This is a genomic window from Microterricola viridarii (assembly GCF_001542775.1).
GTDB classification, from domain to species: Bacteria; Actinomycetota; Actinomycetes; order Actinomycetales; family Microbacteriaceae; genus Microterricola; species Microterricola viridarii_A.
Genome location: NZ_CP014145.1, coordinates 1,304,896 through 1,328,563, shown reverse-complemented (window position 1 = coordinate 1,328,563; position 23,668 = coordinate 1,304,896). Strand labels below are relative to the sequence as shown.

General features: G+C 68.7%; 21 protein-coding genes. 12 read left to right on the top strand and 9 right to left on the bottom strand.

Annotated elements, in window-relative coordinates:
- The first annotated feature begins 17 nt into the window (after positions 1 to 17).
- On the top strand, positions 18 to 1,499 hold the full coding sequence (locus tag AWU67_RS06075; protein WP_067227185.1) for an HNH endonuclease signature motif containing protein: 1,482 nt from the start codon (positions 18 to 20) through the stop codon (positions 1,497 to 1,499).
- Between the two features lie 23 nt (positions 1,500 to 1,522).
- On the opposite strand, the gene AWU67_RS06070 is transcribed toward AWU67_RS06075, so the two are convergent.
- Positions 1,523 to 2,212, bottom strand: a complete 690-nt coding sequence (locus AWU67_RS06070; protein WP_082717147.1) for an alpha/beta hydrolase — start codon at positions 2,210 to 2,212, stop codon at positions 1,523 to 1,525.
- A 148-nt stretch (positions 2,213 to 2,360) separates the two neighbouring features.
- Here AWU67_RS06070 and AWU67_RS06065 point away from each other — a divergent pair, with 148 nt between their 5' ends.
- The 5 genes from AWU67_RS06065 (at position 2,361) to AWU67_RS06045 (ending at position 9,617) form a co-directional block, all read left to right on the top strand.
- Positions 2,361 to 2,783 (top strand): hypothetical protein, encoded by a 423-nt coding sequence (locus AWU67_RS06065; RefSeq protein WP_067227184.1) that lies wholly within the window; start codon positions 2,361 to 2,363, stop codon positions 2,781 to 2,783.
- A gap of 47 nt (positions 2,784 to 2,830) precedes the next feature.
- Positions 2,831 to 3,571, top strand: a complete 741-nt coding sequence (locus AWU67_RS06060) for a hypothetical protein (protein ID WP_199922352.1) — start codon at positions 2,831 to 2,833, stop codon at positions 3,569 to 3,571.
- Positions 3,572 to 3,660: 89 nt separating this feature from the next.
- Entirely contained in the window at positions 3,661 to 4,500 is an 840-nt protein-coding gene (locus AWU67_RS06055) for a slipin family protein (RefSeq protein WP_067227183.1), read from the top strand.
- Between the two features lie 62 nt (positions 4,501 to 4,562).
- Positions 4,563 to 6,197, top strand: coding sequence for a DNA polymerase Y family protein (locus tag AWU67_RS06050; RefSeq protein ID WP_067227182.1), 1,635 nt, complete (start codon positions 4,563 to 4,565; stop codon positions 6,195 to 6,197).
- 15 nt (positions 6,198 to 6,212) lie between these two features.
- A complete protein-coding gene (locus AWU67_RS06045) occupies positions 6,213 to 9,617 on the top strand; it encodes an error-prone DNA polymerase (protein WP_067227181.1) in 3,405 nt (1,134 codons plus the stop codon).
- A gap of 74 nt (positions 9,618 to 9,691) precedes the next feature.
- Here AWU67_RS06045 and AWU67_RS06040 read toward each other — a convergent pair whose 3' ends face one another.
- Both AWU67_RS06040 and AWU67_RS06035 read right to left on the bottom strand, forming a co-directional pair.
- Positions 9,692 to 10,111 carry a hypothetical protein gene (locus AWU67_RS06040; RefSeq protein ID WP_067227180.1) on the bottom strand — a complete coding sequence of 140 codons (420 nt, stop codon included), beginning with the start codon at positions 10,109 to 10,111 and terminating at the stop codon, positions 9,692 to 9,694.
- Between the two features lie 134 nt (positions 10,112 to 10,245).
- The gene (locus AWU67_RS06035) at positions 10,246 to 11,094 is read right to left on the bottom strand and encodes a DNA glycosylase AlkZ-like family protein (RefSeq protein WP_234407372.1); all 849 of its coding nucleotides are present in this window, start codon (positions 11,092 to 11,094) and stop codon (positions 10,246 to 10,248) included.
- A 538-nt stretch (positions 11,095 to 11,632) separates the two neighbouring features.
- Here AWU67_RS06035 and AWU67_RS06030 point away from each other — a divergent pair.
- The gene (locus AWU67_RS06030; protein WP_082716806.1) at positions 11,633 to 12,442 is read left to right on the top strand and encodes an alpha/beta fold hydrolase; all 810 of its coding nucleotides are present in this window, start codon (positions 11,633 to 11,635) and stop codon (positions 12,440 to 12,442) included.
- A 111-nt stretch (positions 12,443 to 12,553) separates the two neighbouring features.
- On the opposite strand, the gene AWU67_RS06025 is transcribed toward AWU67_RS06030, so the two are convergent.
- Positions 12,554 to 13,447: an exonuclease domain-containing protein gene (locus AWU67_RS06025; protein ID WP_067227178.1), complete on the bottom strand. Its 894-nt coding sequence runs from the start codon at positions 13,445 to 13,447 to the stop codon at positions 12,554 to 12,556.
- Positions 13,448 to 13,625: 178 nt separating this feature from the next.
- Between AWU67_RS06025 and AWU67_RS06020 the strand changes: the two genes are divergently transcribed.
- Both AWU67_RS06020 and AWU67_RS06015 read left to right on the top strand, forming a co-directional pair.
- Entirely contained in the window at positions 13,626 to 14,462 is an 837-nt protein-coding gene (locus tag AWU67_RS06020) for a DUF3097 domain-containing protein (RefSeq protein WP_067227177.1), read from the top strand.
- Positions 14,463 to 14,498: 36 nt separating this feature from the next.
- Positions 14,499 to 15,026, top strand: coding sequence for a GNAT family N-acetyltransferase (locus AWU67_RS06015; protein WP_067227176.1), 528 nt, complete (start codon positions 14,499 to 14,501; stop codon positions 15,024 to 15,026).
- 113 nt (positions 15,027 to 15,139) lie between these two features.
- Here AWU67_RS06015 and AWU67_RS06010 read toward each other — a convergent pair whose 3' ends face one another.
- Entirely contained in the window at positions 15,140 to 16,261 is a 1,122-nt protein-coding gene (locus AWU67_RS06010) for a VIT1/CCC1 transporter family protein (protein WP_067227175.1), read from the bottom strand.
- Positions 16,262 to 16,415: 154 nt separating this feature from the next.
- Complete coding sequence (locus AWU67_RS06005; protein ID WP_067227174.1) at positions 16,416 to 16,916, bottom strand: hypothetical protein; 501 nt, start codon at positions 16,914 to 16,916, stop codon at positions 16,416 to 16,418.
- 59 nt (positions 16,917 to 16,975) lie between these two features.
- Here AWU67_RS06005 and AWU67_RS06000 point away from each other — a divergent pair, with 59 nt between their 5' ends.
- A complete protein-coding gene (locus tag AWU67_RS06000) occupies positions 16,976 to 17,647 on the top strand; it encodes an MBL fold metallo-hydrolase (RefSeq protein WP_067227173.1) in 672 nt (223 codons plus the stop codon).
- Here the strand turns inward: AWU67_RS06000 and AWU67_RS05995 are convergent.
- Positions 17,637 to 18,119, bottom strand: a complete 483-nt coding sequence (locus tag AWU67_RS05995) for an Lrp/AsnC family transcriptional regulator (RefSeq protein WP_067227172.1) — start codon at positions 18,117 to 18,119, stop codon at positions 17,637 to 17,639. The genes AWU67_RS06000 and AWU67_RS05995 overlap by 11 nt on opposite strands.
- Positions 18,120 to 18,235: 116 nt before the next feature.
- On the opposite strand from AWU67_RS05995, the gene AWU67_RS05990 reads away from it, so the two are divergent.
- On the top strand, positions 18,236 to 19,492 hold the full coding sequence (locus AWU67_RS05990) for a PLP-dependent transferase (protein WP_082716804.1): 1,257 nt from the start codon (positions 18,236 to 18,238) through the stop codon (positions 19,490 to 19,492).
- Here the strand turns inward: AWU67_RS05990 and AWU67_RS05985 are convergent.
- Positions 19,448 to 21,262, bottom strand: a complete 1,815-nt coding sequence (locus tag AWU67_RS05985) for a DEAD/DEAH box helicase (protein ID WP_067227171.1) — start codon at positions 21,260 to 21,262, stop codon at positions 19,448 to 19,450. The two genes, AWU67_RS05990 and AWU67_RS05985, sit on opposite strands and share 45 nt — an antisense overlap.
- Positions 21,263 to 21,325: 63 nt before the next feature.
- Between AWU67_RS05985 and AWU67_RS05980 the strand changes: the two genes are divergently transcribed.
- Complete coding sequence (locus AWU67_RS05980) at positions 21,326 to 22,219, top strand: SGNH/GDSL hydrolase family protein (protein ID WP_082716803.1); 894 nt, start codon at positions 21,326 to 21,328, stop codon at positions 22,217 to 22,219.
- Positions 22,220 to 22,437: 218 nt separating this feature from the next.
- Here AWU67_RS05980 and AWU67_RS05975 read toward each other — a convergent pair whose 3' ends face one another.
- Positions 22,438 to 23,667, bottom strand: coding sequence for a D-alanyl-D-alanine carboxypeptidase family protein (locus AWU67_RS05975; RefSeq protein WP_129586646.1), 1,230 nt, complete (start codon positions 23,665 to 23,667; stop codon positions 22,438 to 22,440).
- Position 23,668 lies beyond the last annotated feature (1 nt).

The window sequence follows — 23,668 nt, the reverse complement described above, 5'->3', positions numbered from 1 at the left end:
GGTGGCACGCTGAAGTCATGAAACCAGCGACGTCGCAGGCTCCAGGAACCGGGTTCGACCCGGTGCTGGACGTTGATCTGGCCGAGCTGTCGAGCGGCGCCTCGTTGGAGTGTTTCGTGCAGGCGGACCGGTATCGCCGAATTGATTCCGCGGTGCGCCGGGCCGTGGCGATCGCCGACCCGCTCGGTGGCCGGCCGGAGTTGGACGAGGAGTTCGCGAGGCGCAGCATCACCGCCGAGCTGGCCCTCATCCTGCGCGTGCACGAGCGCACCATGGTCGCCCTCATCTACGAGGCCACGCAGCTCTGCGGGCCGTTCCAGAACACCCTCGACGACCTGGCGTCGGGCGCCATCACCCTCCGGCATGCCCGCGACATTCTCGCCGCCGCCGTCTTGCTTCCGCCCGTCCTGCACTCCCGCTTCGAAGAACAGGCTCTGGCCAAGGCGCGCACGATGGATGCGTCGGCGTTCCGGCGGGCCGTGGCCCGGCTCCGGGACCGGATGCATCCGGATTCCCTCGCCGTGCGGGCGGAACGCTCCCGGGCCGACCGAAGGCTGGTGTTCGAACCGGACGCGGACGGGATGGCCTGGCTGCACCTGTACTTGGAGGGCGAGAAAGCCCTCGCGATAGCGACCCGGGTCGGCGACCTGGCCACGGCGGCGCAGAAGGAGGCCGCCGAAGCCGCCGAGCTTGGTGGCCTGGATGTTGCTGCCCTCGACGCGCCTCGTGCGGCCGGGGTGCTGGGTTCCGGCACGCACGCCCAACTCGAGGTCGACATCGCCGCCGAACTCCTGCTCGGGCTGCCAACGCAAGAAACCGCTGCCGGTCGAAGCAACCTGCCCGGCATCGCGTTCAGCCGTCCGGAGGTGTTCGTCGCCGTCCCGCAACTGACGATCAGCATCGACACCCTGATCGGCACGTCCGACGAGCCCGCCGAGCTGCATGGCTACGGTCCGATCGACGCCGACACCGCCCGCAGGCTGGTCGCACAAGCACCGACCCTGCACCGGATCCTGACCGACCCCGTCGATGGCACCCCCTTGCAGCTGGACCCGACCCAGTACCGGCTATCCGCCTCGCTGCGCCGGTGGATCCTCTACCGTGACCAGACCTGCCGCTTCCCCGGCTGCACCCGCAAGGCGCAGTTCGCGGAGACCGACCACACCCGGGCCTGGGAGAACGGAGGATGGACCGCCGAAGACAACCTCGCCTGCCTCTGCAAAAAACACCACCGGCTCAAGCACAACTCCCGCTGGCGGGTCGAGCAACTCGGCCACGGCGTGCTGCGATGGACCTCGCCCAGCGGCCGCGCGTATGTGACGAGGCCGTCCCGGATCGAGCACGCCCCACCGACCGGGCCGCCGGGCTCGACAGGCTCAACCAACGGGGAGCCGGTTTCGACAAGCTCAACCAACGAGGAGCCGGTGGCGACAGCCTCAACCAGCGGGACGGCACCTCCGGATTCCGCGCGGCTCTTCCCCGACATCCCGCCGTTCTAAACCCGCCGTGCCCGCCGTACCCGCTAGTAGCTCGGGGTTGCGGTCGCACGCTCCCCCGCCATCGCGGCGAGGAGGTCGGCAAGCACCTCTGGCCTGCTCACAAACGGTGAGTGGCTTGAATCGAGGCGAACGACATCCGTGCATCGAAGAGACATGGAGGCCTGGACTCGGGGGTCGAGCGCGCGATCTTGGGCGCACAAGACGTACGTGGATTCAACCGAGCGCCACGCCGCCAGGCGAGCCACCCCGCGCCCGTGACCAGGCGCCTGGTTCCGGAGCAGTACGATTGCCCAATCTGCCCCGGCATCATCGCAATCAGCGAAAAGGAGCGAGCGGGCCTTCACCGGGTTCACGAAGGTAGACCCATCCGCATTTCTCACAAGCGCCGCGTTGACCAGCGGCTCGGAGCCGCCGAGTGCGGCGCTGCTCTCACCGACATCGGGGACAAACGCGGCCACGTAGACCAGATGGTGAGCCGACTCCACTCCGCTGATCACTGATCCGCCGTAGGAATGGCCCAGGATGACGGGCGGACGCGCGCATGCGTCAATGCGCTGTTGGACGACGTGAATGTCCGCATCAAGCGACCCTCGGTGGAGTGTCGGCGTGATGACGGTGACCCCTCGTGCGGCCAACAGCTGCTGGACCAGACTCCAGTGGGCAGGTTGGTGCCACATCCCGTGAACCAGGATCACATCTCGGTAGCTGGTCATTCCAGTGAGCATATGCCGCCCCATTTTGGCTCATCCCCTACGATCGCTGTGTGAGCCACCGCAAGAGCTACCTCGAGCTGAGCAATCGATTCGTCTCCGCGCACTTTCCGGAGGCGGAGATCGCTGTGCTCGGCGGCAGCACCGTCCGGTGCTGCTGCACATGCTGCTCGAGGGCATCGAGCTCCGGGGCGGGCGCGCCCTGACCGAGCTCCGCGAGGGCTGGCGTGATGTTCTCGCGGGCGGGCCTGAGGCGTCCGCGCACGAGTTGGCCGCGCGGCGCTACGTGATCACCGACCTACTCGACGACCTGCGCGACGCAGTCGACCCGATGGAGCGGCACGCCGTCGCCTTCGCCCTGTTCGAGAAGACCGCCGAGCTGCTGTTGCTGCACGACCGCCGCTGGCTCGGAACGGGCAAGTACCTGCCGCGGCGCTTGCGCGAGTGGAACCCCGAGCGCGCCGAGGCCCTGACCGAGCCGCTTCTGCGCGGCGACCTCGTGGCGTTCGCCGACCGGGTCGACCACGAGTTGATCCGCGCCGGCGGGCGGGTGCAGGCCGGCTTCGTGCGTTGAACACCGATTGACTTTATCGAACATAAGTTCGACACTTAAGTGTGTCCATGCTCGCCGAGAATCTCCAGTCGATCGAGACCACCGGAGCGAACGCCCGCGTGCTCGAGCTGCAGGCGCGCATCCGCGGCATGCAGGCGACGACGCTCGACAGCAAGGTCCTGCCGACACTGCCGGCGCTGGCATCCGTTCTGCCCGGCGGTGCACTGCGCCAGGGCTCCGTGTACTCGCTGGCCGGGTCGACCACTCTGGCCATGGCGCTGCTGGCCGCGCCCTCTGCCGCCGGCTCCTGGTGCGGCGTGGTGGGGGCACCCGACTTCGGCGTCGAGGCCGCCGCCCGCTTCGGCATCGAACTGGAGCGGCTCGTGCTGGCGCCCTCCCCCGGCGACCAGTGGCTCACCGTCACGGCTGCCCTGGCCGACGTGCTCACCATCGTCGTCACGCGCCCGCCGCGCCGAGTCGGCGATGCGGATGCCGCACGCCTCAGTGCCCGGCTGAGACAGCGCGGCGCCACCCTCCTCGTGCTCGGCGACTGGCCGGGCAGCGACGCGACACTGCGCCTCGAGGGCAGTGAGTGGCAGGGCCTCGGTGATGGGCACGGCCACCTCTCCGGCCGCGAGGCGACGGTGACGGCGACGGGCAGGCTCGGCTTCGACCGCCCGCGGAGCGCCAAGCTCTGGCTGCCCGATGCGCACTCCACGGTTCACGCAAGCGCGACTCAAACAGGTGGGGCCCGCGCAGGTGGAATCCCCAATGTCGTCGCTCTGCGCCACCAGGGCACCGCAGGCTGAATGGGCGCCGTGAACGCCGGCGAAGCGGTCGATGGAGGAGGAGAATTGATGCAGAGGGCGCGTATCGCGCCCATGGAGATGAACCGCTCATGGTCGCTCAGATCATCATTCTCATCATCGTCGTCGTTCTCGTGCTGGCACTCCTCGTCGCCTCAGTGAAGGTGGTCAAGCAGTATGAACGTGGAGTCGTGCTCCGATTCGGGCGCCTGCACGTGACGAAGGAGCCCGGGCTGCGCTTCATCATTCCACTCGTCGACATGATGCACAGGGTCTCGTACCGCATCGTCACCATGCCCATTCAGTCCCAGGGCATCATCACACGCGACAATGTCAGCGTTGGGGTCTCCGCGGTCGCCTACTACCGCATCGTCGATCCGGTGAAGTCGGTGCTTGCGATCGAGGATGTCGGTGCGGCCATCGACCAGATCGCCCAGACCACCCTGCGCAAGGTCATCGGCCAGCACACCCTGGATGAGACCCTCGCCGAGACGGAGACCCTGAACCTCAACATTCGCGAGATCCTCGATCACAACACGCTTGATTGGGGCGTCGAGGTCACTCTCGTCGAGTTGAAGGACATCCTGCTGCCGGACTCGATGAAACGGGCGATGGCCAGGCAGGCGGAAGCCGAGCGGGAGAAGCGGGCCAAGATCATCAATGCGGAGGGTGAGGCACTCGCCGCAGCCGCACTCGGGGATGCCTCTGATGTGATGATGGCGCACCCCGTTGCGCTCCAGCTCCGCAATCTGCAGAGCCTCGTCGAGATCGGCGTCGACAAGAACACCGTCGTGGTCTTCCCCGCTCCGCTCATGAGCACCATCGCCGAGTTGGGGGGCTTTCTGGCTAGAGAAGCCGCCGCCGGCGCGGTGCCGCCGGACGGGGCGAGCGTGGTTCCGTTGACTCCCCACGTGCTGCCGGAAGCCGTGTGAATGCGACGCGCCGCCGGTTTCGACGGATTGACTTAATCGAACAAAGATTCGAGACTTGAATCATGCAGGGATCGGAGAAACTCGGGCGCACCATCGTGCTCTGGCTCCCCGACTGGCCGGTCACGGCGGCCCGCCAGCTCAGCGAGCCCGATGAGGCCGGTGATCCCGCCGCGCCGCTGGCGTTGATCGAGCACGGCCTGGTCTTCGCCTGCTCCGCCGCGGCACGGGCCGCCGGCGTGCAGCGGGGCCTGAAGCTCCGCGAGGCGCAGTCGCGCTGCCCCGATCTGCTCACCGTGCCCTACGACCCCGCCCACGACGCGCGCGCCTTCGAGCCGATCCTGGCCCAGCTGGAACAGCTCGTGCCCGGTGTACAGCTGATCCGGCCAGGAACGGTCGCGATCCGTGCCCGCGGGCCGGTGCGTTTCTACGGCGGCGAGGAGCAGGCGGCCGCCGCACTGCTCGACGGGTTGAACGCGCACGGATCACTCGGCGATGCCGGCGAGCCTGGGGTGCGCGTCGGCATCGCCGACGGCCCCTTCGCCGCAGGCCAGGCCGCACGCGCCACCACCGCAGAGCGCCCCGTGCTGCTGATCCCGGAGGGGGCCTCCGCCGCCTTCCTCGCCCCGTTTCCCATCGGCATCCTCGTCGACACCCGGATGGGCACGCTGCTGCGCCGGCTCGGCGTCACCACCCTCGGCGAGTTCGCCGCGCTGCCCGCCGTCGATGTGCACCGCCGTTTCGGCGCCATCGGGGCCGAGGCGCATGCTCTGGCGGGGGCCGCCGACGGCCGCGTCGTGGTGGCCAGGACGGTGCCGAAGGACTTCGACGCGGTGATCGAGTTCGAACCGCCGCTGGACATCGTGGAGCAGGTTGCCTTCGGCATCCGCGCCGCCGCCGACGAGTTCGTCGAGGCACTGACCCGCTCCCGCCTGGTCTGCACGGCCATCCAGGTGCAACTCGTCACCGAGCGCGGCACCGTCTCTGAGCGCAGTTGGCTACACCCGCGCTGGTTCACGGCGGCGGATGTCGTGGACCGGGTGCGCTGGCAGCTGCAGGGCGGAGCATCCATTGGCAGCGGCCTGCGCTCCGGCATCGCGCGGGTACGGGTGAGCCCCGAGCGAGTGGACTCCACCGGTAACCACGAGCAGGGCCTGTGGGGAACCGGGCCAGATGAGCGCATCCACCACGGGCTCACCCGCGTGCAGAGCATGCTCGGCCACGAGGGAGTCGGCACGGCCGTCATCGCGGGCGGGCGGATGCTCGCCGAGCGCGCGGTCTTCGTGCCGTGGGGCGACGCCCCACCGCCCGCCGCCCCCGGCTCGACCGGGGCACCCTGGCCGGGCAGCCTGAGCGGCATGGCCCCTGCCACGGTCTTCAGCACAACCGTCGCCGACAGGCAGCCCGTCACGGTGCTGGACGAGCACGGGGACGGCGTCGACGTCGACGCCCGCGGCATGCTGAGCGGCACCCCGGCGAGCCTCGGCATCGGCGGCGCCGCCCCGCGGGGGCTGCGCGCCTGGGCGGGGCCGTGGCCGGTCGTCGAACGCTGGTGGGATGCGGCATCCGCCCGCCGGCTCTACCGCTTTCAGATGGTGGATGCCGCCGGCATGGCCTGGCTGCTGGCCTACGAGATCAACGACGCCGCCATCGACAGCGGCACCGACGCCCTGTGGTGGGCGGAAGCGAAGTACGACTGATGTCGGGAGCACCTGATGGGCTGGAGTAACCCGCCACGGTCGTGGGCCGAGATGGAACGCACCCTCTCGGACAAGCCGCAGCGCCCGAACAGCCGTCCGGAGAGCCCGCTCTCCCGCAAGCGCGAGCCCTACCGGCCGAAGACCATCGAGACCGAGCATGCCGGAACCGTCGTGCCCTACGCCGAGCTGCACGTGCACTCCCACTACAGCTTCCTCGATGGCGCCAGCTCGCCAGAGCAGCTTCTCGAGGAGGCCAAGAGGTTGGGCCTGTCCGGCATCGCGCTCACCGACCACGACGGCTTCTACGGCGTGGTGCGGCTGGCCGAGACGGCCGAGAGCTATCCGGAGGTTAAGACGATCTTCGGCGCCGAGCTCTCGCTCGGCCTCGGCAGCCCGCAGAACGGCATCGCCGACCCGGAGGGCAGCCACCTGCTGGTGCTGGCCCGCGGCGAGGCCGGCTACCACCGGCTGGCCGCGGCCATCACCGACGCGCAGCTGGCCGGGGCCGAGAAGGGCCGGCCGCTCTACGACCTCGAGCAGTTGGGCGCGCAGAGCGGCGGGCAGTGGCTGATCCTGACCGGATGCCGGAAGGGCGCCGTGCGGCAGGCGCTGGCCGCCGCACCGACACCGGCGGAGGGGGCGCCGGCCGCGGCCGCCGCTCTCGCCGAGCTCGTGCGCCTGTTCGGCCACGGCAACGTCGCCGTCGAGCTGTTCGACCACGGGCACCCGCTGGACAGCACCGTGAACGACGTACTCGCCGCCCTTGCGAGAGACGCCGGCCTGCCCGTCGTGGCGACGAACGTGGTGCACTACGCGACGCCGTCGGAGCACCGGTTGGCCTCGGCCGTCTCCGCCGTGCGGGCCCGGCGGAGCCTGGACGAGATGGACGGCTGGCTGCCGGCATCCGACGGCGCGCACCTGCGCTCCGGCGCCGAGATGGCGGCCCGGTTCGCCCGCTTCCCGGGGGCGGTCGAGCAGACGGTGGTCTATGCGGAGGAGCTGGCCTTCACGCTGCGCAGCGCCCGCCCCGGGCTGCCGAAGCAGGACGTGCCCGACGGCCACACCCCGATGAGCTGGCTGCGCGAGCTGGTCTGGCAGGGCGCCGCCCGCAAATACCCGGGCATGACGCCGGCGATGCGCACCCGGATCGAGCGCGAGCTGGATGTGATCGAGCTGAAGGACTTCCCCGGTTACTTCCTCATCGTCTACGACATCGTGCGGGAGGCGCGCAGCCGCGGCATCCTCTGCCAGGGCCGCGGCTCGGCGGCGAACTCGGCCGTCTGCTACCTGCTCGACATCACCGCGGTCGACTCGATCTTTTACGACCTGCCGTTCGAGCGCTTCCTCTCCAGCATCCGCGACGAGGAGCCGGACATCGACGTCGACTTCGACTCCGACCGGCGCGAGGAGATCATCCAGTACGTCTACGCCAAGTACGGCAGGCACAACGCGGCGCAGGTCGCGAACGTGATCAGCTACCGGCCCAAGGTGGCGGTGCGCGACATGGCCAAGGCGCTCGGTTACAGCCCCGGCCAGCAAGACGCTTGGTCGCGGCAGATGGAGCGCTGGGGCAATCAGGTGAAGGCCGCAGACCCCGAGGCCGAGATCCCGCCCGCCGTCGCCGAGCTGGCCACGCAGCTGCTGACCTTCCCGCGCCACCTCGGCATCCACTCCGGTGGCATGGTGCTCACCGACCGGCCCGTCGGCGAGGTGTGCCCGATCGAGCACGCCCGCAAGGAGAACCGGACCGTACTGCAGTGGGACAAGGACGACTGCGCCTGGATGGGTCTGGTCAAGTTCGACCTGCTCGGCCTCGGCATGCTCGCCGCCCTGCAGTACGCCTTCGACATGGCCCGTGACACCCTCGGCGAGGAGTGGAGCCTGGACACGATGCCGAAGGAGGAGGCCGGCGTCTACGACATGCTCTGCCGGGCCGACTCGATCGGTGTGTTCCAGGTGGAGAGCCGGGCGCAGATGGGCACACTCCCCCGGCTGAAGCCCCGCCGCTTCTACGACCTCGTCGTCGAGATCGCCCTGATCCGGCCCGGGCCCGTGCAGGGCGGCGCCGTGCACCCGTACATACGGCGGAAGACCGGCAAGGAGCCGATCACCTACCTGCACCCGAAGCTGGAGCCGGTGCTGGAGCGCACCTGCGGCATCCCGATCTTCCAGGAGCAGCTGATGCAGATGGCCGTCGCGGTCGGCAACTGCACGGCGGAGGACGCCGACCTGCTGCGCCGGGCAATGGGTTCCAAGCGCGGCGTTGAGAAGATCGGCAAGCTGAAGGCCAAGCTGTACGCCGGCATGGCCGAGAACGGCATCGACCTGGCGACATCCGACCTCATCTACGCCAAGATCGAGGCCTTCGCGAACTTCGGCTTCGCCGAGAGCCACTCGCTGAGCTTCGCTCTGCTGGTCTACGCCAGCTCGTGGATCAAGCTGCACTACCCCGGCGTCTTCCTCGCCGCGCTGCTGCGCGCCCAGCCGATGGGCTTCTACTCGCCGCAGTCGTTGACGGCGGATGCCCGGCGCCACGGTGTCGAGGTGCTGCGCCCCGACATCCTGCGCTCCGGGGTGCACGCCGTGTTGGAGGAGCTGGACGGGGCGCACGCTACCGGGCGCGACAGCTGCCTCGACAAGCTGCAGCCACCCGTGCCGGAGGGCTTCGAGCGCTCGCAGCCGAACGAGACGGCAGAGCACCGCCGCGACGGCGCCTACGCGGTGCGGCTCGGCCTGGCCGACGTCTCCGGTATCGGCGAGGGGCTGGCCGAGCGCATCATCACCGAGCGGCAGGAGCGCGGCTCGTACCGCAGCATGGCCGACGTCTCGCGCCGGGTGGGCCTGGACACCGCCCAGCTGGAGGCGCTGGCCGCGGCCGGCGCATTCTCGGCGCTCGGCATGGAGCGGCGGGAGGCGCTGTGGAGCGCCGGCGACGCCGCCCAGGACAAGGCGCAGTATCTGGAGGGCTCCGTGGTGGTGTTGCAGCCGCCGCTGCTGCCGATCCTGAGCGCCTCGGAGCAGGTGGTCTACGACCTCTGGGCCACCGGCATCTCGCCGGACGACCACCCGGTGCGGCATGTGCGCGCGTCACTGGACCGGCGCGGCGCCCTCCCCGTCGCCAGCTTGGAGACGTGGGAGTCCGGCCGCAGGATCGAGGTTGGCGGCGTCGTCACGCACCGGCAGCGGCCGGGCACTGCCGGCGGCATCACCTTCCTCAACATCGAGGACGAGACGGGCACCCTCAACGTGATCGCCAGCGTCGGCGTGTGGGACCGCTATCGGCGGATCGCCCGGGAGTCCCCCGCGCTCATCGTGCGCGGCATGCTGGAGCGCACAGAGGAGGGCGTGGTGAACCTGCTCGCCGACCGCTTCGAGGCGCTCACGGTGAATGCGGCGCAGCGTTCCCGCGACTTCCGCTGACGCCCCTCATGCCCACCTCGAGCGGATGACGCCCGCTCATCCGGCTTGATGTCGGGCGGGAAAATTCGGCTGCGTCAGCCGAGGAGTGTCGACCAGGCGACATCGATCACGCAGAGACCATCGTCGGTTTCGCGGTAGAAGACGTCGCCGGGATGCCTGTCGCCGGGAGTCGCCCCCTCCGGAAGGCCCTCCACGTTGATGCTCCACTGCGGATCGAGTGGAACTTGTTCATCCCAGTAGCCGGCAACGAACCGTTCCGGCTCGCCTGCGGAGCGGCCTTCCCAATCTTTTGCCGTGCCGAGGTCGGCTTCGGCGTCTTCGCACACGAGATCGGATGTTCCGCCAGAAGCGAGGTCTTTGATGAGGTTCTCGGTAGTTTGGATTACCTGAGCGCCGTCGTTCCCCCAAATGAGCGCGTCGACGGAGCACCCGCTCACGGCCACTGCGCACACGGTTGCGAATCCGGCAAGCGCGAGGGCGCGAAGAGGCTTCATGCGTTGAGGCTACAAGAAGGCGCGTACGCGCTTCCGCGTCGAGCGGCGACCCCCAGGGCCCCCGTGATTCCTGATATGTGCCCGCACCGCGTTCCCCTGGCGAGAATCTCAGCTAGACATCAATGCGATAGGGGTCACGCCATTTTGTGCCGGCGGACCGTCCGGCTTGCGGTCCGAGGTTCCGACACCTCGAGTCCCATCCAGCCCGCCAGGTCGTCGATCTGGGCGCGCACGGCCGCCGTGGCTTCGCTCGTGAACGGCACGTCCTCGTGGATTGCGTTGACGGCCAGTACGCCGCTCTTGCGGTTCGCGACGGCATCGAGCTTTCCGATCAGGCGATCCTCATGCAGGATCGGTAGCGCGAAGTAGCCCCAGCGCCGCGCTTGCGTCGGCTTGTACATTTCCAGAATGTACTGGAAATCGAATAGGTCCTCCGACCGGATCCGGTCATGGATGAGGCGGTCGAACGGCGACAACAGTGCCGTACGGCCGACGAAGGGTTTGCCCACGGCATCCGGATCTACCCGCCACGCAAGCTTGCTCCCCGCGACACGAGCGGGCTCTCCGGCGTCACCGACCAGCGCAGCTCGGGCGATGCCGAGCGCTCGCAGCCGACGTTCGTCGCGAATACGCTTTGCCTCGGGCTCGGGAATGATGTCGACGCCCGCCGGGTAGACCCGTTCGGCCAGGTCCCAGGTGCGCTGTCGGCCGATTCGCCCGCTGGTCGCGACTTCGCCTCTTGCTGTCAGCACCTCCAGCATTTTGGTGACATTCCGGTTGTTGGTCCAGCCCGACGACGGCCATGGAACGACGCTCGTGTCGGGCACCTCACGAGAAAGCAACGGGCCGGCATCCCGCAACCGATCGAGCACGTCGTGGCGGAACGACCTGTTCGCCTGCAGCCAGTCGACCGTTGCGCCTTCGGGCGGCCAGGCCGACATCGCGGCGAGATGCAGTCCGAGGTCGGAGGTCGAACGGACCATGGCGATCGGGGGTTGATCGGATCATCCTGCGCCTTATGCTCGAACATCGTCCGGTCGCGCTCAATTGCCTGCTGCAGGTGTGCCGGCTGGTACGACGACCCGAGCCGGGACCAGGCAATCAGGTCGGCACTCGGCGCGACGGCCGCGGTCGGATCTAGCTGCAGGAAGGTCAGCTGTCTCACGAGGTCGAGTAGGTCTGTCGGTCGGTCGGCATCGAGTCGCTGGGCGCGGATGGCAATCCGGCGGGCCTCGTTCCGTTCGAGCCGCAGCGCAGTCATCCTGTCACGATACTCGCCTGGCGCATGGTGACGAGGTCTCGGATCGGCCGAGAACTGACGAAAGGCCTCGAGCTCCACACTCCCGCGGTTGCGGGGAAATTGTGGAGCGATGCCGATTTGAGGCTGTGGGCCTGGAAGGCACACTGGCGGAACACGAGCGCAGACCCCCGAACGCTCCGTTGAGGGTTCCTTACCGGAACGCGTTCGGCGTCCGGGTGCAGAGCCCCACGTGATTCGCGTCCGGTGACTACTCTCAACATATGGATGGCAAGCGGACGGTTGTTGTCGGCGAGGATGGCACATCGATCGGGCTGATCAGCGCAGGTTCGGGTGACCCGTTGCTCTTGATCCATGGAGGCATGGGGCGCGCGGAGCATTGGGATCCACTGTGGACCGCGCTGAGTTCGCGATTTCGGGTGACCGCAATGGACCGTCGCGGTCGCGGAACCAGCACGGACGGGCCGAACTATTCTGCGGCGGCTGAGAGCGCCGACATCATCTCAGTGATACATCATCTGGCCGAGCGGTCGGACCGTGGCGTCGATGTCGTGGCCCACAGCATCGGGGCGACGTTCTTGGTCGACGCGGCGGCCGACAACCCCGACGTGCGACGCCTCGTGTTCTATGAGCCGCCGGGGCCTGAGACAGTGGCCGGCGGCTGGGCGAACCACATCACCGCACTCGTCGCCCGCGGGGAGGTCGGCCGAGCTGCAGCGAGCTTCCTGCGCGACGTCGTCGGCCTTTCGCCCGGGGACATCGACCGGCTGCGCGAGCAAAGTGGAGGATCGGACGTTCTGGAGATCGCGGCCGCAACGCTTCCGCGGGAGGCACGCGCTCTCGAGACGATTGACTTCGCCGGCGCTCGCACGATCTGGGCACCCACACTTCTGCTTCTGGGAAGCACCAGCCTGCCCTGGGCCGGATCGATCACCCGACAGCTTGAGTCGCTGATACCGCACGCCACGGTCGTCGAGCTTTCCGGCCACGGTCACGAGGGAATCGACACTGCACCTGATCTCGTACTTGCCGAGCTCCTCGCCTTCTTCGACCAGCCGACAACGCCGCCTTGATCTGTAGTGGTGAAGGACAAACGCCCTCCCTGAAGGCGCCATTTGCCGGAGACACGGGAGCGAATGCCCTTTCCGGCCATGTACCCGCGACTTCCGGTAGCCGGGTTAACCTCAGAACGAAAAGATCTCGAGAAACGTTGGCTCGGTGACAATCTCGACGGCTTGAACACCAGCCGCAAGCTCCTTGGCGCGTTGAATCTTTGAACTCAACGTTGCGCCAGGTCTGAGCGTGGCTGGATCGAACCCTCCCATGACGACGAGAGTCGTCTTCTTCGTGACGTTGCCGGACACCGTGGCAGCGAACGAAGCAACGAGTTGCTGTGCTTCGGCACGGGTGTAGCTGTCCAGATCGCCGGAGAAACACACAACCTCGCCACAGAGCGGGTGGCCGGGATCAGCCTCAGCACTCGGCTGCGGGAGGTCAGCCCGCTTCGTAGAGGCGCGAGTCCGGTTGACTCGACCTTTGTCCCTGAGCGGGATCGAAGCCCACAACTCTTCCACAGTATCGGCGCCGCGCTCCTCAGCCACCCTCATCGTGATCAGGGCACACGCGAGCGAATCCGCACCGGCTTCGTGGTGGTCGAGTTCCGGCAGACCGAAGTGTTCAGTGACGAGAGGAAGCTTGTGGCTGGCCAGCTGGCAGTGATGGCGCACAACGGCCAATGCATCGAGAAACACGAAGTCCGACGTTCGAGTCTCAGTGAGGTTGTTGGCCGCGTTGTAAACACCCTTGTCGAAGGGGCTGTACGCAACCAGCGGCGCCCCGCCCGCAAGGAGTTCAATGCGCAGCAGAGTATCCCGCCACGATGGCGCACCTGCTACATCCTCTGGGCCGATTCCATGCAGGTACGTGTTCGTGAAGTCCAGTCCTGTCGGCTGACTGACAAACCATGATTCGGTCGACTCAACCCGACCATCGACCACCTTGGTCAGAACTACCGCACACACAGACGCGCGATCGAAGTTCGCTGTCTCAAAGTCAATGCCAACAAAGTTCAAGGGCATGCCTCGAGCCTGGGTTTCACTGCCACCGACGTCAAACCCCCGCCCGAGGGACGCAGCTGCTTGCACCGCACTTTAGACTCAATCACCGGCCGAGCGCGCGTCGTTGCCGGCGCAGCGCTCCCGCGCCTTCCGCTAGCCGCGATTTCACGCACAGCTCGTCGGATACCCTCGAGAGGTGATGAACGACCGCTACGGATCTGATGTGCTCGCCGGCGACTGGCGCAAGGCTGGCCGCCCAGTGATTCCCGAGTGCGAGGCCGTGAAAGACCTCGTGATCGAGGAGGTCGCGACCGGCTTCTGCGGAGCGGTTGTGCGCATCGAGAAGAACATCGTCACGCTCGAGGACTACTTCGGCAAGCTCCGCCTGTTCCCGCTCGGACCCGGCTTCCTGCTCGATGGCAAGCCGGTCGTGCTGGTCGCGCCGAAGAAGGCCGCACCGGCCGGGCGCGGGCGCACGGCATCCGGATCCTTCGCCGTCGAGAACGTTCAAGCCCGCGTAGCCCTGCCCAGCCGCATCTTCGTCGAGGGCCGGCATGACGCCGAGCTGGTCGAGAAGGTGTGGGGCGCCGACCTCCGCATCGAGGGCGTCGTCGTCGAGTACCTCGAGGGCGTCGACGACCTCGACGCCATCATCCGCGACTTCAAGCCGGGGCCGGGCCGCAAGGTCGGCGTGCTTGTCGACCACCTGGTGAAGGGCTCCAAGGAGAGCCGAATCGCGGATGCCGTCGCGGCCGGCCCCTACGGCAAGCACGTGCTCGTCGTCGGCCACCCCTACGTCGACGTGTGGCAGTCGGTGAAGCCGGAACGGCTCGGCATCAAGGAATGGCCGACCATTCCGCGCAACATCGAGTGGAAGAAGGGCATCTGCGCCAGCTTCGGCTGGCCGCACGCCGAGCAGGCCGACATCGCTCGCGCCTGGCAGCGGATCCTCGGCCAGGTGCGCACGTTCGCCGACCTGGAGCCGGCACTGCTCGGCCGGGTCGAAGAGCTGATCGACTTCGTCACCAGCCCGTAGCGGGCAGTGCACGGGCTGCCCACATACGATTGACGTGTGACTGCCAACGGAACCGTGAAAACCGAACGTCTCCTTCTTCGACCCCTCGCTGACGAAGACACGGAGTCGGTCTGGGCCATCCACTCGGATCCGCTGACGAACAAGTACAACCCAGCCGGTCCGATGACTGAGCACGTGAAAGCCGCGGAGCTGGCGCGGGAATGGGCCGGGAACTGGACCGCCGGCGGCCACGGGTACTGGGCCATTGAAGAACTGCAGGCGCCGGGATCCGTCATCGGTTTCGGCGGCATCCGGGCAACACGGTGGCGTGGCCGGGAGGTCTACAACCTCTACTACCGGCTGTCGCCAACGGTCTGGGGCAAGGGCTTCGCGGGTGAGTTGGTTGCGGCCGCCGTCGCGCAGTGGCACGAGCTCGGCGAGCGTCTGCCGCTCATCGCGTACACGACCGCTGAGAACGTGCCCTCGCAAAAGACGGCGGCAAGCGGCGGCCTGACGCGGCGGCCCGACCTCGACGAGGTGGGAAGCACGTACACCGACGTAGTGTTCGCCCTCGGCCTGGACTGACATCCGCCGGTGCCCGGCATCCGGCCGATGAAAAAACAGGAGGAGAGGCGCGGGACACCTCTATGCGAGGGCCGCACCGCTCTCCTCCTGAACTTTCGGGAGACCAACGGGGGCTAGCCGACCGAGACGCCGAACGCGAGGCCGAGCACGTACGTGACGGCGGCAGCGCCGAGGCCGATGGCAAGCTGGCGGAGGGCGCGCTTCAGAGGCGGTGCTCCGGAAAGCAGTCCGACGACCGCGCCGGTTCCGAGCAGGGCAATACCGACGAGGACCACGGCAACGATGACGGCGACCAGACCCTGCAGCCCGAAGAGGTAGGGCAGCACAGGGATGATGGCGCCCGACGCGAAGAAGCAGAAGCTCGACAGAGCAGCACCCCAGCCGCTGCCGACGGACTCGTGCTCGTCGATCGCGTTGATCGGTGCGGTGGGCGGTGGACCCTGGGCGTGGAGGCGGCTGAACACCAGAGCGGCGTGAAGTTTGGCCTGTTCCTCCTCCATGCCCCTGGCCCGGTAGACGAGGACAAGCTCATTGGCATCGACGTCGAGATCCGGCAGCACCTTGTCGGCCTCGGGGTCCGGGTTTGACGCGTCGAGCAGCTCCCGTTGTGAGCGCACCGACACATACTCGCCCGCACCCATCGAGAGTGCGCCGGCGAGAAGACCGGCCAGACCGCTGAACAGCACGAAGCTGTTTGCGACACCGGTGGCACCGATGCCGAGCACGAGAGCGAGGTTTGAGACGAGGCCGTCATTGGCGCCGAACACGGCGGCCCGGAACGTGCCGGAGAGGCGAAGCCGCCCGCGCGCAGCGAGGCCGCGCACAACCTCCTCGTGAATGCGCTCGTCGGCCGCCATGGCGGCAGAGGCGTGCGGATCGCTGGCGTAGGGCGAGGCGCTCTCCGCCCGCTGGGCGAGCGCCAGCACGAAGATCGAGCCGAAACGGCGGGCCAGCACCGCCAAGGTGCGGGTGCGGATGTCGGCGCGCAGCGGCCGCCCGGCCTGCTCCCCCAGCAGCTCACGCCAATGCGCCTCGTGGCGCCCCTCGGCCTCGGCCAGTGCGAGCAGGATCGCGCGCTCCTCACCGGTGCGGTGCGCGGCAAGCTCGCGATAGACGGCCGCCTCGGCGCGTTCATTCGCGAGGTACTGACGCCATCGCCGCAACTCGGCGCCGCTCGGCTGGGGCGCGCCGACGTTCGCGCGGGCAGTCGGGGTGTCTTCTTCGAACTGAGACATGGGGGTGGAACTCCTGGATGGCCTGGCGCTGGTGCGGGAACAATGTGGCCGCGCGACCCTGAGCGTCCGCTGTACAGGCTACCGACAGCGATGCTTCAGAACCCCCGATTCGCCCGCATTGACAGCATTTCGGGCCCCCGAACGAGCCGCCGTTTCAGCGCCGGATCTCGACCAGCACGACCCAGGCTGAGACCACCGCGGAGAAGATCGAGAGCAGGATCCCGGACGCGATCCAGTAGGTCCCGGCGGCGTCGCCGAGCAGCAGGAGAACGCCACCGGCGCAGATCGCCGCGCTCGGCAGCACCCCGAAGCTGCCCTTCACGATCGACTCCCCGAGCCCGCGGTGCTCCCGGGCGTCCGGCTGCCGGGTGCGCACCAACCGCAGCAGCGACTCGACGGCGAGGGCCAGCGCGATGCCGCCCGCCGCGAGGACGACCCAGCCGAAACCGGCCGGCGACAGTGCGGGCATCAGCGCGGCCAACGCAATGATGGTGGAGGCGACGAGGAGCGCAATGGCGACGCCGGCCCGCGAGGCCATGCCGGGGATGGCGATCATCTCGGTCACACTCACCGAGGCGGCGACGATGATGAGGCCGCCGAGGGCGGCGCACGCCCCGGCGGCTGCCACGAAGAACCCGGACCACTCGGCCACCATGGCTCGATGCTACGCGCGACCTGCCGCGCAGGCATAGGCGCGGGGCATAGACTCGCCGCATGGCCGAATGGGCAGAGATCGCCGACGGCGTCTGGCAGGCGCGCTACCAGCCGCTTGACGTGTCCATCGGCCTGGTGCGGGGCGAGCATGGCCTGCTGCTGGTCGACACCCGCTGCGGCCCGGCTGAGGCCGGCGAGATCGTGGCGGATGTCGCACGACTTCGGCAGGGCGACATCCGCTGGGTGGTGAACACCCACGCGCACTACGACCACACCTTCGGCAACCAGCTGTTCGCCCCCACGGCGACGATCTACGGGCACCACCGCATCGCCGCGCACTTTCGCGACTACGAGGCGGCCGAGCTGGCGGGCAGGCCGGATGTCGTGCTCACCCCGCCGCACGTCCCGGTTGAGGCCGTGCTCGAGCTCGACCTCGGAGGGCGCTCGGTGCGGCTGCTCGCCCTGCCGCCCGGGCACACCGACACCGACCTGGTCGTGCACGTGCCGGATGTCGGCTGCTGGATCGTCGGGGACGTGGTCGAGGAGTCCGGCCCGCCCCAGGCCGGCCCGGACGCGTTCCCGCAGAGCTGGCCGCACGCGCTGCGCGTGCTGGCCGACATGATCGGCCCGCACGAACTCGTCGTGCCGGGGCACGGCCGGGTCGTCGACCGGGCGTTCGTGCTGGCCCAGGCGGCGCTGTTGGAGCCGGCCCCTCCTCCCGCTACTCCTTGACCAGCTCGTGCCAGCCGTCGCCGTCGGCGTGCTCGAAGATCAGGTTCGTCTCGGTGTGCGCGACGGCCGGGTGCGCGGTCAGGTGCGTGAGCACGAAGTCGCGCAGCTCTGAGGCGTCGTGGGCGGCCACATGCAGCAGGTAGTCGTCGGCGCCGGCCATGTGGAACAGCCCGATCACGCCGGGCAGGTGCGGCGCGGCATCCCGGAAGGAGTCGATCTCACCGCGCGCGTGCTTGACCAGGCGCACCGAGATGAGAGCCTGCAGCGAGGCGCCGAGGGCGGCCAGGTCGATGTCGACCCGGAAGCCGCGGATGTAACCGAGAGTCTGCAACCGGCGCAGGCGCAAAGACACCGTCGACTCGGCGACACCGACCTCGGCAGCCAGCGCGGCACCGGAGGCCCTGGCGTTGGTCGAGAGCGCGCGCAGCAATGCACGGTCGACCCGATCGAGATCAGCCTTCTTCGAATCCACGGGCAACTCCTGCTTTCTACGTGAAGAACCTTTCAAGAATAGCAGTGCTTTGCACAGGATCCTTCACGCTCTTGAGGTGCTTTCACAGCTTCAACTACGTTCGAGGCATGGAGTCAATGAAGCCTCACTCAGATTCAGCCGTCCACTTCGACACCTTGGCCGTGCACGGCGGGATGGCGGGGGTGCGCGAGTCAGGGTCGCACGTGCCCACGATCGACCTGTCGACAACCAACCCGCTCAGCGATGTGCTGACCGGCGGCGACAGCTACGAGAACCTCGCGACCGGCGGCGACCTCGCCCCGGGCGCATCGGCCGTGTACCAGCGGCTCTGGCAGCCGGGTGTCGCCCGTTTCGAGGAGAGCCTGGCCGTGCTCGAGGGCACAGACGGCGCCGTCGCGTTCGCGACAGGGATGGCGGCGCTCGCCGCGTGCCTGCTGGCGACGGCCGCCGCCGGCAAGCCGCACGTCGTCGCCGTGCGGCCGCTGTACGGCGGAACCGACCACGTGCTGGCAACCGGCCTGCTCGGCACGACGGTGAGCTGGGTGGATGCCGCGGGCATCGCCGCGGCGATCACCCCGACGACGGGGCTCGTCGTGATCGAGACGCCGGCGAACCCCACCCTGGAGCTGGTGGACATCGCCGCCGTCAGCCGGGCGGCCGGCGACGTTCCGGTGCTCGTCGACAACACCTTCGCCTCCCCCGTGCTGCAGCAGCCAGCCCTGCACGGCGCCACGCTGGTGCTGCACAGCGCCACCAAGTACCTGGGCGGCCACGGCGACGTGATGGGCGGCGTCGTCGCGACGACCACGGAGTGGGTGGTGCGGCTCCGCCAGGTGCGGGCGTTGACCGGCGGCCTGCTGAACCCGTTCGCCGGCTACCTGCTGCACCGAGGCCTCCGCACGCTGCCGGTGCGGGTGCGCGCCCAACAGGACACAGCCAGGCAGCTCGCCGAGCTGTTGGACGGCCATCCAGCACTCAACCGGGTGCACTACCCGTCGCTGCCCGGCCAGGACCCGCAGGGGCTGCTCGGCCGGCAGCTGCACGGCCCCGGCTCGCTGATCGCGATCGAGCTGGCCGGCGGCTACGACGCCGCCGCGCGGTTCACGGAGGCGTGCCGCCTGATCACGCACGCCGTGTCGCTCGGCGGCGTCGACTCGCTCGTGCAGCATCCGGCCTCGCTGACCCACCGCCCGGTCGAGGCCAGCGCGAAGCCGAACGCGGCCGTGGTGCGCCTCAGCATCGGGTTGGAGCACGTCGACGACCTCGCGGCCGACATCCTGCAGGCGCTCGCGGCAGCCCAAGAACCGGACGAGCCGTTGGATGAGGAGCTAGTGCGTGCTGCCGAGCCGTTTGCGCAGCAGCAGCACGCGTGACTGCAGCTGGGTGACACTGGCCTGCGCGACGGCAGGCCCGCCGCAGACCCGGCGCAGCTCGGCGTGCACCTGGCCGTGCGGCTCGCCGGTGAGCTTCGCCCACATGCCGACGAGGCTGTTCAGCAGCGCGCGCTGCTCTTTGAGTGTTCGGTAGAGGGCCTGAGGCGTCTCGGCGGCGACCTCCTCTGCCGGACGGTTCTTCTGGCGCTCGGCCGCGCGCCTGGCCTGCTTGGCCTGGCGCTGGCGCAGCAGATCACTGACCTGTTCGGGTTCGAGCAGCCCGGGGATTCCGATGAAATCGAACTCCTCGTCGCTGCCAGGCTCTGCGAGCGTGCCGAACTCGTGCCCGTCGAACAGCACCCGGTCGAAGGTCGCGGCGGAGCCGATGGCCTGGAAGCTGAACTCGCTGGTCAGCGCCTCCGATCCCCGGTCCTCCTTGTTCGCGGCGGCGACCATGGCGTCTTCTGGGTTGTAGATGTCACCGTCTTCCTCGGTGCTGATGCGGTCGAGCGCGTGGTCGCGCTCCAACTCCATCTGCGAGCCGAGCGCCATCAGCTGGGGCACGTTGGGCAGGAACACGGATGCCGTCTCACCGCGGCGGCGGGCGCGCACGAAGCGGCCGATGGCCTGCGCGAAGAACAGCGGGGTCGACGAGGAGGTGGCGTAGACACCGACGGCGAGCCGCGGCACGTCGACGCCCTCCGACACCATGCGCACGGCGACCATCCACCGGCTGGTCCCGGCGGAGAAGGTGTCGATGTTGTCCGAGGCCTCCTTGTCGTCGGAGAGCACGAGGGTGACCGGCTGCCCGGTGAGCTCTTCGAGGATGACGGCGTAGGCCTTCGCCGCGAAGTGGTCGGTGGCGAGCACCAGCCCCCCGGCATCCGGAATGCCCTGACGCACCTCGGTGAGGCGCTTGTCTGCGGCCTGCAGCACGGAGGGAATCCACTCGCCGCCCGGGTCGAGCGCGGTGCGCCAGGCCTGGGAGGTGATGTCCTTGGTGTTGTCCTCGCCGAGCTTGGCTTCCATCTCGTCGCCGGTCTTGGTGCGCCACTTCATGTGGCCGGCATAGACCATGAACAGGACGGGGCGCACGACGCCGTCTTCGAGCGCGCGGCCGTAGCCGTAGTTGTAATCGGTGATCGACGTGCGGATGCCCTGGTTGTCTGGTGCGTACTCGACGAACGGGATCGGCGCCGTGTCGGAGCGGAACGGCGTTCCGGTCAGCGACAGGCGCTTGGTGGCGCTGCCGAAGGCCTCGCGGATGGCGTCGCCCCAGCTGAGCGCGTCGCCGCCGTGGTGCACCTCGTCAAGGATCACGAGGGTGCGGTTGCTGAGGGTGATATCGCGGTATAGGGAGGCGCGCACGGCGACCGCCGCGTACGTCACGGCGACCCCGTGGTAGTGCTTGCCGAAGCGCCCGTGCGCGTTCTTGAACTCGGGGTCGAGCCGGATGCCGACGCGGGCCGCAGCCTCGGCCCACTGCTTCTTCAGGTGCTCGGTCGGCGCGACGACGATGATGTTGTCGACCTCGCGGCGACCGCGGAGCTCGGCGGCGAGGCGCAGGGCGAAGGTGGTCTTGCCTGCGCCCGGCGTTGCCGCGGCGAGGAAGTCGCGGGGCATTGTCTCGAAGTACTTCTCCAGGGCTTCGGCCTGCCATGCTCGCAGCTTACTGGCGGTACCCCAGGCGGCACGTTCCGGGAACGACGGCGAGAGGTGCTCGGCGGCCGAGGTTCCCGGATGGGGGTGGGGGCCAAGCGGAGTATTCATCTGGCCCAAGTTTAGCCGCTCGTCGGGGCTGCCTCGGCAGGGCGCTCCGATTACATTGGAGTCATGGCTGAAGACACCGCAAAACACTCCGGACTGTGGTTTCGCCTCTCCCGACGGCGCGAGCAAGGCAAGACGCAGGAGGGGGCGCCCGCCCCGGAAACACCGTGGCCGGTGCACCCCTGGCAGCGCTACGTCGCTATCGGCGACTCGTTCACCGAGGGCATCGGCGACCCGGAGCCCAGCGTTCCCGGCGGGTTCCGCGGCTGGGCCGACCGCGTCGCAGAGGTGCTGAGCGACGGCACCGACGGCTTCGCTTACGCCAACCTCGCCGTGCGCGGCAAACTGATTCAGCAGATCCTGGACGAGCAGGTCGACCACGCGCTGGCCCTCAAGCCAGACCTGATCACGATCTCCGGCGGCGGCAACGACGTCATCCGCCCGGGCAGCGACCCCGATGTGGTCTCCGCGCTGGTCGAGCAGGCGATCGCCAGGCTCAGCCGCGACGGCGCGACCATCGTGCTGTTCACGGCGACGGATGTCGGCTTCTCCCCCGTGTTCCGCGGCATCCGCGGCAAGGTCGCCATCTACAACGAGAACCTGCGCGCAATCGCCGCGAAGTACGACTGCATCATCGCCGACCAGTGGCCGCTGAAGGAGATCCAGGATGCCCGCTACTGGGCGCCGGACCGGCTGCACATGAACGCGCTCGGCCACCACGAGATCGCCCGCCTGGTGTTGGCGGCGCTGAATGTGCCGAACGACCTGAAGCCGTCGCAGCCGGAGCCGGCCCCCGTGCGGAGCTGGCGGGAGGCCCGCGGCGAGGACCTCAGCTGGGCGCGCGAGTACCTGGTGCCGTGGGTGCTGCGCCGGGTGCGGCACCAGTCCTCCGGCGACACCGTGACAGCAAAGCGACCGGATGCCGCCCCGTTCCAGGTGGCGCCGCCCGAAGACGACTAGCGCTACCCGGCCAGGAGGTTGGTTGCAGCCGGTCGAGCTGGCCCCGCTGGTCGAGCTTGTCGAGACCCCGATTTCGACAAGCTCAATCAGCGACGGTTTCGCTTCTCCCGTTGGCTCGAGGGAGCGCCAGCGACCGAAGCCAAGCGACCGAAGCCAACCAACCGAAACAGCTGCTCGTCGCGCTACCTCATCGCGCGCGGCTGACGGCGCGAACCCGCTCAGCGCGGGTTGGCCAGCTTCCAGCCGACACCGGGATCGCCGAGTCGGCCGTGCAGCACGATCGGAACGGTCGTGCTGTGGCCGCCGGAGGAGAAGGTGACGCTGCCGAGCTCGGCCCCGTCGTTGGCGAACAAGACAGCAGGCAGGTTGAGCGTGGTCTCCACGGGGGTGTCAGACCAGACGAGCAGCGAGGCGGATGCAGCGCTCTCGGCGGTGGCGGTGTCGCCCCACTCGGTAGAGTAGCTGGCCCACTGCTGGCCGGCGTCGGTCAGCTGCACGGTGTGGAAGCCGGCGAAGGTCGAGTCGAGAAGGCCGGCGACGGCGTCGTTCAGCTCGGAGTGGGTGTCTGCTCCGAGCGTCGCACCGACCAGAGTCACCTCCTGGCCGTCGACCCTGGCGACCGCCGTGTAGAGCAGGCAGGCGCCGGCCTCGTCGGTGGTGCCGGTCTTCATGCCGGTGACGCCGTGCGTGCCGAGCAGCTTGTTGGTGTTGACGACGGTGCCGATGGTGGGCAGATCGGCGGACTTCATGGCCACGATCTCGGCGATGGCGGGCTGGGCGAGGGCGAGCTTGCCGATCTCGACCAGGTTGGCCGGGCTGCTCACGCTGTTGGCGGAGAGCCCACTGGCGTCGACGACGTGCGTGTCGGTGAGCCCGTTCGCGGTCAGCCAGGCATCGGCCGCCGCCAGATAGGCGTCCATCGAGCCGTACGCCCAGATGGCGAGCGATGTGGCGTAGTTGTTGGCCGAGGGCAGCAGCAGGGCGGTCAGCGTCTGGCGCTCGCTGAGCGCCATCCCGGCGGACACGGGCGCGGAGGAACCATCCTCGGCGATCGTCTGCCAGTAGATGTCGACGTCGGCCTCGGTGTAGTCGATCTCCGGGCCGGCCTCGCCCGCGCCGAGCGGGTGCGCGTCGAGCACGACGAGGGCGGTGATCATCTTGGTGATGCTGGCTATCGGCCCGGTGGACTGGTCGCCGGCGGTCGCGAGCAGTCCCGGCGTGCCGACAGCGCCGATGGCTGTGCGCCCGAATTCGGGCCACGCAACAGGGCTCGCCGGCTGCGTGAGCGCAGGGATCTCATCGGGTGCGGCGATGGTGGCCGGCAGCGGGGCGGCAATGGCGTTCACACTGTAGATCAGCCCGGAGAGCAGGGCGATCAGCACCACTCCGATCACGCTGAAAACGGCGATCCTGCGACGTCGGAACATCTGGCGTCGAGTAAGAGTCACA